The sequence below is a fragment of the Paenibacillus sp. JJ1722 genome (assembly GCF_048282685.1).
Taxonomy (GTDB): domain Bacteria; phylum Bacillota; class Bacilli; order Paenibacillales; family Paenibacillaceae; genus Paenibacillus; species Paenibacillus polymyxa_B.
The window spans coordinates 3,450,776-3,463,575 of the sequence record NZ_CP182500.1; the positions used below are offsets into that span (position 1 = coordinate 3,450,776).

13 protein-coding genes are annotated in these 12,800 nt (G+C 46.2%); 3 read left to right on the forward strand and 10 right to left on the reverse strand.

Features of this window, described 5'->3' with window-relative positions; translation table 11 throughout:
* The first annotated feature begins 78 nt into the window (after positions 1-78).
* From ACM1ND_RS15340 to ACM1ND_RS15350, 3 genes are all read left to right on the forward strand, one after another.
* A complete protein-coding gene (locus ACM1ND_RS15340; RefSeq protein WP_028540701.1) occupies positions 79-651 on the forward strand; it encodes a PadR family transcriptional regulator in 573 nt (190 codons plus the stop codon).
* Between the two features lie 154 nt (positions 652-805).
* Entirely contained in the window at positions 806-1,261 is a 456-nt protein-coding gene (locus tag ACM1ND_RS15345; RefSeq protein ID WP_023989057.1) for a hypothetical protein, read from the forward strand.
* Positions 1,262-1,264: 3 nt separating this feature from the next.
* Positions 1,265-1,543 (forward strand): YxcD family protein, encoded by a 279-nt coding sequence (locus ACM1ND_RS15350; RefSeq protein WP_069079734.1) that lies wholly within the window; start codon positions 1,265-1,267, stop codon positions 1,541-1,543.
* Between the two features lie 149 nt (positions 1,544-1,692).
* On the opposite strand, the gene ACM1ND_RS15355 is transcribed toward ACM1ND_RS15350, so the two are convergent.
* From ACM1ND_RS15355 to ACM1ND_RS15400, 10 genes are all read right to left on the reverse strand, one after another.
* Positions 1,693-2,607 carry an STM4011 family radical SAM protein gene (locus tag ACM1ND_RS15355; RefSeq protein WP_418026274.1) on the reverse strand — a complete coding sequence of 305 codons (915 nt, stop codon included), beginning with the start codon at positions 2,605-2,607 and terminating at the stop codon, positions 1,693-1,695.
* Complete coding sequence (locus ACM1ND_RS15360; protein ID WP_076159238.1) at positions 2,604-4,022, reverse strand: STM4012 family radical SAM protein; 1,419 nt, start codon at positions 4,020-4,022, stop codon at positions 2,604-2,606. Before ACM1ND_RS15360 ends, ACM1ND_RS15355 begins: the two co-directional genes overlap by 4 nt.
* A gap of 69 nt (positions 4,023-4,091) precedes the next feature.
* Positions 4,092-4,874 carry an STM4013/SEN3800 family hydrolase gene (locus ACM1ND_RS15365; RefSeq protein ID WP_023989060.1) on the reverse strand — a complete coding sequence of 261 codons (783 nt, stop codon included), beginning with the start codon at positions 4,872-4,874 and terminating at the stop codon, positions 4,092-4,094.
* Positions 4,867-6,207 (reverse strand): STM4014 family protein, encoded by a 1,341-nt coding sequence (locus tag ACM1ND_RS15370; protein ID WP_076159241.1) that lies wholly within the window; start codon positions 6,205-6,207, stop codon positions 4,867-4,869. Before ACM1ND_RS15370 ends, ACM1ND_RS15365 begins: the two co-directional genes overlap by 8 nt.
* 66 nt (positions 6,208-6,273) lie before the next feature.
* The gene (locus tag ACM1ND_RS15375; RefSeq protein ID WP_023989062.1) at positions 6,274-7,116 is read right to left on the reverse strand and encodes an STM4015 family protein; all 843 of its coding nucleotides are present in this window, start codon (positions 7,114-7,116) and stop codon (positions 6,274-6,276) included.
* Positions 7,117-7,338: 222 nt separating this feature from the next.
* Complete coding sequence (locus ACM1ND_RS15380) at positions 7,339-8,805, reverse strand: efflux RND transporter periplasmic adaptor subunit (RefSeq protein ID WP_023989063.1); 1,467 nt, start codon at positions 8,803-8,805, stop codon at positions 7,339-7,341.
* 68 nt (positions 8,806-8,873) lie between these two features.
* A complete protein-coding gene (locus ACM1ND_RS15385) occupies positions 8,874-10,391 on the reverse strand; it encodes a DHA2 family efflux MFS transporter permease subunit (RefSeq protein ID WP_023989064.1) in 1,518 nt (505 codons plus the stop codon).
* A gap of 15 nt (positions 10,392-10,406) precedes the next feature.
* Positions 10,407-11,060: an HlyD family secretion protein gene (locus ACM1ND_RS15390; RefSeq protein WP_023989065.1), complete on the reverse strand. Its 654-nt coding sequence runs from the start codon at positions 11,058-11,060 to the stop codon at positions 10,407-10,409.
* Between the two features lie 357 nt (positions 11,061-11,417).
* Positions 11,418-12,230 carry a hypothetical protein gene (locus ACM1ND_RS15395; RefSeq protein WP_028540695.1) on the reverse strand — a complete coding sequence of 271 codons (813 nt, stop codon included), beginning with the start codon at positions 12,228-12,230 and terminating at the stop codon, positions 11,418-11,420.
* A gap of 20 nt (positions 12,231-12,250) precedes the next feature.
* Positions 12,251-12,709, reverse strand: a complete 459-nt coding sequence (locus tag ACM1ND_RS15400) for a flavodoxin (RefSeq protein ID WP_034095047.1) — start codon at positions 12,707-12,709, stop codon at positions 12,251-12,253.
* Positions 12,710-12,800 lie beyond the last annotated feature (91 nt).

Consider the following 12,800-nt stretch of genomic DNA (forward strand, 5'->3'; position numbering starts at 1 on the left):
CACTTTTCATGAAGCTGCAGAATACCTGCCGCAGTGCTTTTACAACCGTTACTATGATGGATGAAGGAGATAAGATCTATGAATTTACTATCGTATGGTCTGTTGGGGCTTCTCGCAAGAGAGGAATCCTCCGGCTATGATCTGATGTTGCGTATCCAGCCTTTTTGGCAGGCCAAGCACAGTCAGATCTATCCGCTACTGGCCCGTATGGAGGGCAAGGAACTACTAGCCTCCCGTTGGATTCAGCAGTCCGACAAGCCTGATAAGAAAATGTATACCATTACCGACAAGGGAATCCATATGCTTCAGCAATGGTCCCAGGAAGCGTTAGCTGCTCCGGTTACACGGGATGAATTAAGTCTTCGACTGTTCTGTCTTTGGTTGACAGACAAAAGTAGTGCCAATCGTATGCTGGAGGAACGCAAACGTCATTTTATTCAGAAAATCCAGCATCTAGAGGATATTCTGAACAACATTCCCGCAGAGAATTTACATTTTGGCAGTAAAAACTTTGGTGACTATATTTTAGTACAAAAAGGGCTTTTGAATGCTAAAGCAGGTCTGGAATGGTGCCAAATGGTTCTGCACATGCTGCTTGCCGGTGATGTCAGTGTGGACACTAATCCGTTTGCACTTAAGCCGCAAAGCTGAATGCTTTTGCTAATCCATGCATAGGATTTAAGGAACGTTATTATTTAATTTTTTAAAAATTAAAATTCTTCGAAACCCTTTTCCATGCCATTCGTATTACTAGTAAGCGGTTGTTTGACCTATAAAACAATTTACTAAGGGGGATTATATTTACATGAAAAAAACATTCACTTTGAAAAATATGATGATGCTGATGATGGCTTTTACCCTATTCATTGCTATGATCGCACCATCTACTGCTGACGCAAGGCGAGGCGGCGGGTTTAAATCCGGGCCTAAATCGTACCAATCTACACCAAGCAAGGCGAATGACAGCAATGGCATCAATAAGTCAGATAGCGGAACCAAGTCAGGGGCAACTGCCGGTAATACAAGCAGAACTGGTGGATTCCTTGGCGGTGGCGGCGGTTTCCTGAAAGGTATGATGCTGGGCGGATTGGCAGGTATGCTCTTCGGTGGATTGTTCGGCAACATGGGCGCATTGGGCAGCTTGCTTGGCCTTGCCGTTAACGTTCTCGCCATTTACGTCCTGATCATGGCCGGAGTAGGTATCTACCGTGCTATTAAAAATCGTCGCAGACCAGATGATTCCCGCGGAGGACGTTACTAAGCTATGATTTTGAGTATGGATGAGATTGTCAACGCTATTTGCTTGCATATGGCTGAACGCAAAGGTGTCCAGCCCACTGATGTGACAGTAGAATTAAGCTGGGAAGAGGATACAGGTTATTCAGCAGAAGTCCATGTACAGGGCCGCAGTCAATATCTGGTGGAAGCCAATATGATTGAAGCAATTCTGAGATACCTATATTCCGAATACAATATTCGTGCCTATCGCGAACAAATCAGATTGGATCTGGATGAAGAAATTACTGCTGTTGTCCAAACTTGATTATTTCGCATAAGATCGTCACACAAACTTATTATAAAACAGAAGAACCGACCTTTGCTTGAGGGCAAAGGTCGGCTCTTTTTTTTGTTGCTCGTTTCTCTAGTAGATCAAGGTGCTATAGTATTACATATAGACGTGGACGTCCCTTGCTATATGGATTCATTTGCTCTATGAATAGCCTGTCTGCCAAATGATGGAACCGGAGCTACCTGTACCCGCGGCACCCTTTCGAGTAAGCCACTACCGTACATTTCCCGAAACGGCTGCTCTTCCATATGAATATAGCCTATATAGCAGCCGCATTCTTTCATTCGGCACGGACGTTTGCCACTCAGACCCTCAAGACCATCCCTGTATAAGTGTCCAAGCACCCGTCGATCCTGATAGCAGTGTTTTACTCTTCCGTCACCCTGGACATAAAATACATCTTCACCGGCGCGACATCCCCGCCCCTGGCTGCTATAATCCTTTAAATTCCATTGAAAATAGGGGTCTATCGCAGTTAATTCAGCAACCTCAGCATCTGTATAATAATGTGGACGATCCTTGTAGGCGTTGATCCACAAATAAACATCCCTTGGAAGTTGCGATCGCAAGGAACGAATAGCCGGAAATGCCTGTCTTAACCCGACGGTACCGACACTATAGGAAATACCAAGTTCATATAGCTTTATAGCCTGCGATATAAAAACTTGCTCTTTCGTCTCTCCAGGGTGATATGTAGCCCACAGCGCAGCAGTCTCCGGGTTCAGTTCTTGCGTCCAATCCAGCTTAGTCGATAGATTCGTCTGTACCGCCACTTTTTCCACATGCGCCATGTGGGAAAACTCAATCATGGTCTTGCGATACCAGGAATGAATTAAGGCTTCTCCATACGGATTAAAAAAAATAGAGAGACGATGCCCCAAAGCGCCCTGTTCCCGTACCCAATCAGCAAAACGTTCCAACTGGGCCCGATCATTGTTCAACGTTTCCCGACTATCAACGTTTTTACTGAACGGGCAGTAAGGGCAAGCATAGTTGCAAGAGGTCAACGAACCACGATAATATAAGGTCGCTCTCATGCGCCTACATATCCTTCCATGCGCTCACGTACTGACGTGGAGATCATCCAGTCCCCAATCGCATCGGAATAGGCCATTCCTTCCTCTGTAAGTCGCAGCGTACCCTCCTCGACGACAGCCATACCGGATTCCAGCAGCAACGACATTCCTGTAAAATCGTCCGACAGGGATACACCGAAGCGCTCTGCATAGGCCGATAGCTCCAAACCTTCACGATGAAGAAGCGCCTTTAAGATAAAGCGTCGCTTCCTCTCATCCACATTTAAAATAAAGCCGTAGTCAGCCAGATCATGACGTTCCGCAGCAACATAATCTGCGATAATACTACGCGTAGCTGCTGCACTAACACCATAACGGCTAGCATAGTGGACATTGCGTGTATAGGAGCGTGCACCACACCCCAGACCGGCCATACCTTCCTCCTGACAACTGTAGGGCAAAAGCTCTTTGCTGGATATACCATCATTTTTAGCAAAACGGCGCATGGAATATTGTACATATCCTGCCTGTTTGAGCTGTTCACGCGCCACTTCATACAAAGTAAGGCGAATATCATGATCCAGCCCGGTATAGCCTGGCTTTAAAATCGTATTTTCTCGAATATATAACGGGTAAAGAAAAATCTCTCCTGGCGAGTAAGACAGTGCTTCCTCTAAAGAATACAGCCAGGTTTCCACCGTTTGACCAGGCAGGCCATAGATCAGATCCACGTTCAGCAAAGGAAAGTTGTATTCCACCAGCCGCTCAAGTGCTTCTCTAACAAGTTTTGGCTTCTGAGGTCGGTATATGGCGGCACTTTCTGATTCCACAAAGCTCTGAATTCCCATGCTGACACGATCTGTCCCGCGGCGCTTGAGCACCTCCAACCTATCCTCAGTCACAGTATCGGGAGAGGTTTCCACCGAAATAGAAGCTCGTTTAGGGTCCAGTCCCATTATATTTTCCGCAATGTCAAACAAGCGCTCCACCAAAGGAGCCTCCAGTAAGGTCGGTGTACCGCCGCCAATCGCAAAACGCGAAAAAGGCCGACGGCCCATAATTGGTGCCCATTGCTTGGCTTGTCTTTCTAGCGCATCCACATACTCCTTATGTACATCCAGACGCTTGTCCGGCAAAGTGAAGAGGTTACAAAATCCACAGCGAGCCGCGCAAAATGGAATATGCATATACAAAAAATAGCTTTCTAACTCCTCCTTCTCCCACAATTCCTGCAACGAGAGCGGTGTATCAAACGGACGATAGGCCGTTTTATGTGGGTAGGAGTACAGATAGGAGCGATAGGGAGCTTCACGGATCGTGCGTGCCCATTCAACAGGAGTTTCAGGCCACTGAAACCTAGACGGTGTTAAGTTTGTATCTATCTCCGGGGCTGCCGCACCCGTTGGATGCGAGTGATTCAAATTCATGGCTTTCATTTCTGCTCCTTCCTCGCGCTGGATTGATTTCTTGATATTTTACCAGTGCAATCTATATTTCTATTTGCTCTATAATATAAATTCGCGGTAAGGCACATTCCAGACTACCTCATGCGCCAGACGATGTCCTTCATAGCCGTCTTCCCCATAAGCTGTACCATGATCGGAAAAAACCATACAAAACGTTTTGCCCCGATTTCGTAAGGCATCAAACAAACGTCCAAGTTCACCATCCACATACCGCAAGGCTGCCCGTTGAGACTCCACTGAATCTTTAGCAGAGCCCTTCACAAAATAATGATTTGGCCCATGAATCGCTGATACATTCAGAAACAAAAACAAGCGCTGCGACGGGTCTGTATTCCCCAACAGTTTCAGAGCATGATTCACCTGATTCTCCGTCGAACGGGGGTTGGTAACGCCAAAGTTCATACGCCAGTAGCTTTCTTGAAAATATCCAGGCAGCACCTTGGCAAGCTTATTTTTCTTCGTGAAAAAAATAACGCCGCCGATACAGATGGTCCGATAACCTTCACCCTCTAGCCCGGACACAATATCCGGGGCATCGAACAGCCAGGTATGTGGATGCGTACGCAGCCCCGTATCCTTTGTGTGAAACAGACGGATATGTGAAGTCTTATCCGTATTCGCTGGAGTCGGCAAAAATCCGCCAAAAAAAGCATGATGTGCAGCATAGGTAAAGCTACCCGGTGTATGGCGTTTTTCCCACGAGCCGGAGCCGCACAAATTCGGACAATTCTCTTCCTCCAGCTTTGCTACATCATAACGCAGGGTATCCAGCGTAATCATGACAATATCATGAGAGCCGACAATTTGGTTCATATCAGTCATATCTGTCTTTCCTTTCCCTAACCACGCTCCTATTAGCGAGGTGCTGCATTTCCCATTCATACGGATTCCAACCCTGATGTTCAACCCGGTACAGCAAATCACCGAACGGATTAACATCCAACACATAGGGACGCCCCCCATGAGCCGGAACCAGCACATCCAGTCCAGCAACCATGGACGCCGGAAAAACACTCATAGCAGCTTTCGCAGTAAGCTGGACCGATTCCACCGTACTCTGTGGTAATCCGGCTTCCTTCAGCGAGAGCCGCTCATTACGCAAATGCAAATTGGTAATGGGGCTGTGGCTCAAACGCAAAACCGCATGGCAAGCTTCTGATCCGCACACGAGTTGACGCACATCATAAACACGCCCGTTCAGGGTCGCTTTGGGAATCCAGCGCTCCACATGTACCCCTTCCAGGCATAGCCAGTTAAGGATAGCATGAATGTCCTGCTTATTCGTATAACGACGCAATCGTCCGGCATTATAATACACGCGCTGTCCGTGTATGATTTCCGTTCCAATCGTGGTCACCGCCAGTTCCGCGTGTGTATGGGGATGTACCTGATAGGCCATGACACCAGAAGCACCGGACCCACAAAATATTTTCACAAATACGCGGTGAAACCCGCTCTCCTTCATTGCCGTGTGCAGATCATCAACATCACGAAATGCACCACCTGAAGATGCAAGTACTGGCGGGACCCTTATGTCTGCCTTACCTAAATCGGCGCTACAACGCCGTTTGTCGAACATTACGGCCACTTCCGCCGGATCATTCATCCAGTGTGACGAGGGCCAGAGCAGAGCCACTTCATCCCGCAGCCAGGCCAGCAGACGGCAATAGCCCCGGAACCATTGTGCCGGGTGCCAAATACGACCGTGCTGCTCCTGCAGACGTCGCGCTTCTGCCGCCGCTATACCTGTGCCTTGTGTCCATTCGGGCCATGGCAACAGAGAATCGTCTCCCTCAACATCCGAGGCGCCCAGAGCAATCAACTCACGCTCTACCTCAAAGTTTTCGCCCGGTGCATCCAGACGAAGCAGCGGACCACTGTCCATCTGCCCCGCCAGTAACTGATCAATGCTCTCTTGCACAAAAGAACTGCCATTCACGCTATCCTGCGTAGCTCGTGCAGCTATTCGCAACATCAGCTCGCTCAGACCTTGTTTCTGCCGAATAGCTTCCAGCACATTCTTATAGGAAACCTCCAGAGCGGGCGGAAGCTTTAATCTGCTTCGCGCCTCCTGCAGCCCGGTAGTTCGACGATTCCCCGGATTACCGAACAAGATAAACGGCTCGCTGACATTACAGTCTGACATCCTAACCATAGAGCCGCCTCACTTTAGATCATTTTAATTTTGAAAACAGTCCGTTTTAGAAATCCATTTAACAAATTACTCAGTCAGTGATGGATAGCGCCAATCATCTTCCTCATCCGCTTCTTGTTGATCTTCCACGTTCACAGATAGACCCGAGCTTTTCCAACGTTGCATCATTTCACTAGACATATAATGATAGCTCAAATCCAGATGCTTCAGCCCTTTTATACTTTCACTAGCCAGCAGCGCTTCTGCACCTTTATCAGACAACGTACCTTGTGAGAGATCCAGCACTTCCAGCTGTCCAATCACAGGGGCATTAGCTGCTGCAATTGCAATTTCATCCTGTATTTCACTATCTTTGAGTCCCAAGTATGTAAGTTTGGGAAAAGGATTGCTGTCCAAGAACGGCAAAATATCATTGAGGTTACCGTCAAAACCATAGTCCTCGACACCCAAATACAGTTCCAGCTTGCGCAGTTCAGGCAGTTCGGCATTACGTATTTGCTGAAGAACCCTCGCAGGCAGGCCACCACAGATAATAACCAATTCCTGAAGATGGCTATGACGAAGCGGCTCCAAGCTCAGGTCCTGGCTTCCTTTGATATGAAAGGACTCCAATGCTGGAAACGCTTCTAACAACGGGGACAGATTCGTCTGGTTAATCCATGAAACCTCACACTCATCATATTCCATATCACCAATAAACAGTTTGCGTATCTTAGGGAATTGATCTTTGAGCTTCACTAACACTGGGATAAAATCCTCTGGTGAACTTTCATAGGCGCCGCCCCAATCTCCAATGATGAGATCAGTAATTTGCGCGCTCTCCGGCTTGGCTGCCAGTTCCTCAATAGATTTAGCCATCGTTTGGCCATTCTCATAAGCTTCATAATCCACTACCAATTTCACTTCCATCTTACAATTCCTCCGATCGCTTGTCTGAGATCTCGTAAACTATCTATTTCCAATTTAGTCTATCCTATTCTACCAATGTTCGTCAAAAATAGTCCCGCTTCGACATCAATCCTATGTAAAATGTGCTCAATGAAATAAAAACAAGACAGCCCGCTAAGCAGGCTGTCTTGCATATTCACAATAAACTTCTACTATTATATAGTACGTGAGTTTAGAGCCAAATTATTGGCTAATTGTAATCGGTGAGTTATCGGACAGCAATGCCAGATTATTCACGATCACATTCTCCTCATTGCTCAAACCACTGGTAACGAGTGTTTGGGAACCTGCCGTCTGAACAGTCTTCACTTCCTTACGTTTCGCATGGTCTCCGTTTACAACATATACATATTCTTTACCTTGATCCTTTTGAACTGCCGCAGTAGGAACCACAATGCCTTCTTGTGCATTGGCAGCGACAAAGCTGATATCAGCCAACATACCGGATTTCAGTTTCGTGTCTGGATTCGCTACTGAGATTTTTACAGGATATCCTTTTCCACTTGCATCCAACGGGCTTACATTTTTAACTGTACCTGTTGTTACAATGTTGGAAGCTGCAACACGAACCTGTACCTTGTCACCTGCTTTTACATTGTTGATCTGTTCCGCTGGAACATAGATCAAAGTATTGACTGTACTCAGATTAGCGATGACCAGTGCAGGAGACTGAGCGGATACCATTTCGCCCACTTCTGCATTTTTCGTACCCACAATACCATTGATCGGTGATGTAACAACGGTGTCATCCAATGCATCCTGAGCAATGTTCACATTTAGCTGAGCCTGCTTAAAAGATTGTTGGCTGGACTCGATAACCGCAGTATTTTGAGATACTTTGAGCTGATTTTGCGCATTACTGTAACCGCTATTGGCATTACTATAGCTATTTTTTGCTGAATCATAGCTGTTGCGAGCTGTAGTTAGGGCCTTCTGCGCAGCTACCAACTGATCTTGCGCATTAGCCTGAGCATTTTGTGCATTATTGTAAGCCGCTTCCGCATTCACAACTGCTGTTTTGGCTTGTTCTAATTGTGCTTGGGTACTCGCACCTGCATCAAATAGACTTTGTGTACGTGTTACATTTTTCTGTGCATCTGCCAAAGCTTGCTGCGTTTGTTTCACCGTATTGGCTGCTGAGGAGACACCATGTGTTGCTTGTTCTACGGCTGTAGTGGCTTGATTAATAGCCCCCTGTGCCTGATTGATTGCGCTTTGGGATTGAATCACGCCGCTCTTGGACTGCACTAAGCCCGAGTTTGCTTGAACCATCGTAGATTCGTGGGATGCTTGAGCGGTGCTTACTCCGGCTGCTGCCGCAGCTGCTGCGGCGCGGGCTTTCGCAACATTATTCCGCATGTCCTTATCATCAAGCTTGAACAGTACTTGACCCTTTTTAACCTCGGTGCCAATATCCACAGGCAGTTCAACCACTTTGCCGCCCACTTTAGGCACGATGTTCACCGTCTCCGAAGGTGTTACGGTTCCTGTATAAATATTTCCCTGTCCGATAATTCCCTGCTGTGCTTGGCTGATTTTAACCGGAACGACCATATCCTGAGCCGCCCCGCTATTACTGGAGCAGCCTGCCAGCACTGCGCCGCCGAGCACTAAAGCCGCTAATGTACTTTCTACTCTCAATATTTTCATGATAATTCCCTTTCTTTCTGTCCGTGGAAATAATGTAAGCCATCCAGTCGTATTTTATAGTTCTTTGGTTATGCTTCCGGCTGTGTCTTTGCTTTCTTCCTCTGAATAAACAAAAAGATTAGTGGAATCGTGCAAAACAGCGGTATGGATGAAATGAGGAACGTATCCCCAATTCCTCTTGATGTAGCATCCAGTGTGATTAAACTACTTATGGATGACATCCATGAGCTGCCCAATGTCGCTTGTAGCGTATGAGCCGAGTCTGGTGTAATGGACTCCGAAATTTGCTGGGCATGAGCAGCCGAACGGCTTTGCATAATGGCGGTTAGCACCGCAATCGCCATAGATGCAGCCACAGTACGTACCAGATTGGACGCTGTAGACGCATTGGCTACCTTGCTAGGATGAACGGCATTCATGCCGACCGTGGACAATGGCATCATGCAAATACCAATTCCCAGACCCCGTAATGCCATTACGGTTTCCAACCAGGCATGCGAAGTATCTGGCGTAAGCTGGTGAAGATGATAGGTCATAAAGCTGGTTAGCGTCAGGCCCACAAGTCCCAAAGGCACAATGCCGAACTTATCGAACAGCTTCCCGGCAATAGGCATCATAGCCGCCATGGCAATGGCCTGTGGAATGAGGATAATACCGGTATCAATCGGTGACACACGCTGGATATTTTGCAAAAACAACGGTGTTAGGAACGTTCCTCCGTACATCCCCATCATGACCAGACTGGAAGCAATAACACTAATCGTATATTTTGAATTCTTGAATAATGAGATTTCAATTACCGCATTATCCTTCCCGCTTTCTACATAGATCAGAAAAACAAGTGCCCAGAAAGCAACAAACAGCAAGGATACAATTCCAAAAGAAGTCCAGCCATCACGCTGTCCGTTTGTCAGTGCGTACAAAAGTGTTCCGGCACAAGTTGCGGCCAGCAAAAAGCCCGGTAGATCAAACGGCTTCGGCTCTACTTTAGGCGGTTCTTTGATTAGAAGAATAACCATTAAAATTGCAAATAAAGCAACTGGCACACTGACAATAAACAAGAACCGCCAGTTAAACCACTCAATTAAATATCCGCTGAGCGTAGGCCCTACAGCCGGCGCTGCCATTGCGGCGATCCCCCATATACCAAGGGACATACCGATTTGTTCACGCGGCATAATTTTGTAAATAATCGTCATACTCAGCGGCATAATAACACCACCGCCCAGACCAGCCAGCACCCGTGCTGCGATCAGGGAAGAATCACTCCATGCAAAAATACATATTCCCGTTCCCAGCGAAAACACGCTGAGCGCAAGAATCAAAAACTTTTTGTATCCGAGGCGCTGCTCCATATATCCGGTAATCGGTACAATTACACCAGATGCAAGCGTGTAACCTGTAATAACCCACTGAATACGTGTCGTCGTAGATCCTAAATCCGTCGTCAATCTAGGAATGGCGACATTGATCAGACTGTTGTTCAGAATGGCGACAAAGGCGCCTAAAACGATAGCGAAAAAGGCAAGCCAGCGTTCTTTGGAAGAATCTGTCGAAGGAGCAGCAGCAATATCATTGGCAGCCACATGGACCCCTCCTTTTTAAGGTGTATGAATTTTTACTTCCACGTTCGTTCCAGGGATAAGCTTCATATCCTTCGGCTTGTTCACAGCAATCTCTACAGGCACACGCTGAGTCACCTTGTTAAAGTTACCACTTGTGTTCACTGCAGGAACGAGTGAGAACACGGCGTTGGAGGCTTCGCCCACTTTACGAACTTTACCCTGAATCACCTGGTCACCTGCTGCATCAAGCGTAATATCAACAAGCTGTCCTGGTTTAATACGGTTAATATCGGTTTCTTCAATGTTCGTGGATACGTACAAGCTGTTCATATCCACCATAGTTGCAACAGCACTACCCGGCGATCCGATTTCATGCTCTTTCGAATAAATCTTAATAACGGTTCCGTTGATCGGCGCGCGCAGTACGGACTTGCTGATCATACTCGCATCCAGCCCCGATACATCCTGCTCGGCAATCGGTTCATTACGCTGAACAACATCTCCTTCTTCCACATCAATGTGGCTAATTTCTCCGGAGATTTGCGGCATTACCTTATATTGATCGGCTTGAATGCGCGCATCGTCACTTTTAACAAAGTGTGTTGCTTGATACCAATAATAGTAGCCAATAGCTCCACCGCTCAGAATGAGCAGTACAATGAGGATTGGCAATACAGTTTTCTTACTCACTTCTTCCACCCCTGTTGTCCAAAAAATTTTATTATTCAACGCTAATATTTTAAAATTGAAATATTAGGCCATTAAACCAAATAGAGAACGTAAATAAACACATGGCAACATTCCATGCAAAAGACAGGACTAACTTTATGTACATAGGACAATCTGATCCATGATCCACAAACCGTCTTTTTATATTTAAATATTTTCATATAACTATTGTACATTGAAATATTATAGATATATTTATCTATTCAGGCAACATAAATTTTCAGTTTTTTCATAATTTTTTTTCATAAAAAAGAGCCTTGTTTCCAAGGCTCTTTCACGAAAAGGGATAGTTTACAATTAAAGGGTTACACAGTAACGTTATGAGAAAGGCGTAGGTACAGCTGACCGTTGTTTGCAGTTTTTCGCCCCCTGCCCTTCCTTCGTGTTCCTATTCATTCTATTCCCTTGAGAAGCTTGCTTTTCCATGCAACCCCCGCAACGGCAGCGTTCTGTTGTCCCATGTACATCCTCTTTGGAATCCCGTAATAGCAGCACGTAATCCAGAGATTGCTGTAAAGAAGAAGGTCCCGGAATGAAACGGACCTTCTTGCCTTCTAGCAGACAATATACCTCAATAAGCTGAGGAAGAGCTCCAAATGCATAATAACAAAATACATTTGTCATATGTTGGAACGTACTAATAACGTTAGGGTTATAGTCAACGATGTACTTTTGAATGAGCAGGGAATCTGCTTCTGCTGATAGTTGCCAAGCAGCCTGAACAATAAGCGAAATATTGACCTCTAACTCAGGCACAGACGTACAAAATTGTTCATACAGCATTACAGGTACCAGCAAGTCATTATTTAAGCCACAAATTTTTGACAACTCACCTGACACTTTATTTTTGACATCCCAATAATGGAACAAAGATTCAAAGCTGTCTGACTGCTTGGGCCACCATTTCTCCAGCACATACTGGACAGGGACTTCCCGCCGCACCTCTACTTCCATTCCAAAGTATTCGTTCAGCGCATGCCCTATTGCATATTGAACCCGTTGCCGCCAATTCCAACCCTCACGCCCTCTTTTCCTCTGTGATTGACGAATTGGCTGTGGAGTTCTCCACATCTCCTCAAGCTGATAGTCGTGCAGAAGAGGAAAGGCGCTTAAGCCATCGCTATTGCGCATACCTATCCCTCACTCTCTTCTCAGGACACCCCAATACCCGCCTGTGCAAATTGTCTTCCGTAAGCTCGGCAATTCTCCTTGTCATCATCCAAGGGATTGAATTCAATCTTCAGACTCTCTTGAATGACAGATGCGCCGCGTTCTTTGACTTTTTCCTCTACCAAGTCCACTGCGCCACAGAATTGCGTATAAGATGTATCTCCACTGCCAAATACTGCGGTCTTTTTACCAGACAAATCAAGTTCGTCTAGTTCCTCGTAAAAATCCAAAAATTCATCAGGAAGCTCACCATCTCCCCATGTATATACACCCAGTAGGAACCCGTCATATGCGAGCAGTTCTTGCGCGCTGCAATCATACGAAGCCTTCAACTCCGCCTCGTGCCCTGCCTGACGGACGCCCTCGGCGATCAATTCCGCGATTTCCTCTGTATTACCTGTCAAACTGGCATAAGCAATCATGATTTTACCCAAGTTCATCCCTCACCTTTATTTGAAATATGGGATGCTTTCACTCCCTGTTACTCAAATAATATTTGATAATGATTCTCATTGTCAAATGTTAATTTCA

Excerpts from the sequence above, each read along its gene's own strand:
- ACM1ND_RS15340 (WP_028540701.1), top strand. The coding sequence starts at position 79 with ATGAATTTACTATCGTATGGTCTGTTGGGGCTTCTCGCAAGAGAGGAA.
- ACM1ND_RS15345 (WP_023989057.1), top strand. The coding sequence starts at position 806 with ATGAAAAAAACATTCACTTTGAAAAATATGATGATGCTGATGATGGCT.
- ACM1ND_RS15350 (WP_069079734.1), top strand. The coding sequence starts at position 1,265 with ATGATTTTGAGTATGGATGAGATTGTCAACGCTATTTGCTTGCATATG.
- ACM1ND_RS15355 (WP_418026274.1), bottom strand. The coding sequence starts at position 2,607 with ATGAGAGCGACCTTATATTATCGTGGTTCGTTGACCTCTTGCAACTAT.
- ACM1ND_RS15360 (WP_076159238.1), bottom strand. The coding sequence starts at position 4,022 with ATGAAAGCCATGAATTTGAATCACTCGCATCCAACGGGTGCGGCAGCC.
- ACM1ND_RS15365 (WP_023989060.1), bottom strand. The coding sequence starts at position 4,874 with ATGACTGATATGAACCAAATTGTCGGCTCTCATGATATTGTCATGATT.
- ACM1ND_RS15370 (WP_076159241.1), bottom strand. The coding sequence starts at position 6,207 with ATGGTTAGGATGTCAGACTGTAATGTCAGCGAGCCGTTTATCTTGTTC.
- ACM1ND_RS15375 (WP_023989062.1), bottom strand. The coding sequence starts at position 7,116 with ATGGAAGTGAAATTGGTAGTGGATTATGAAGCTTATGAGAATGGCCAA.
- ACM1ND_RS15380 (WP_023989063.1), bottom strand. The coding sequence starts at position 8,805 with ATGAAAATATTGAGAGTAGAAAGTACATTAGCGGCTTTAGTGCTCGGC.
- ACM1ND_RS15395 (WP_028540695.1), bottom strand. The coding sequence starts at position 12,230 with ATGCGCAATAGCGATGGCTTAAGCGCCTTTCCTCTTCTGCACGACTAT.
- ACM1ND_RS15400 (WP_034095047.1), bottom strand. The coding sequence starts at position 12,709 with ATGAACTTGGGTAAAATCATGATTGCTTATGCCAGTTTGACAGGTAAT.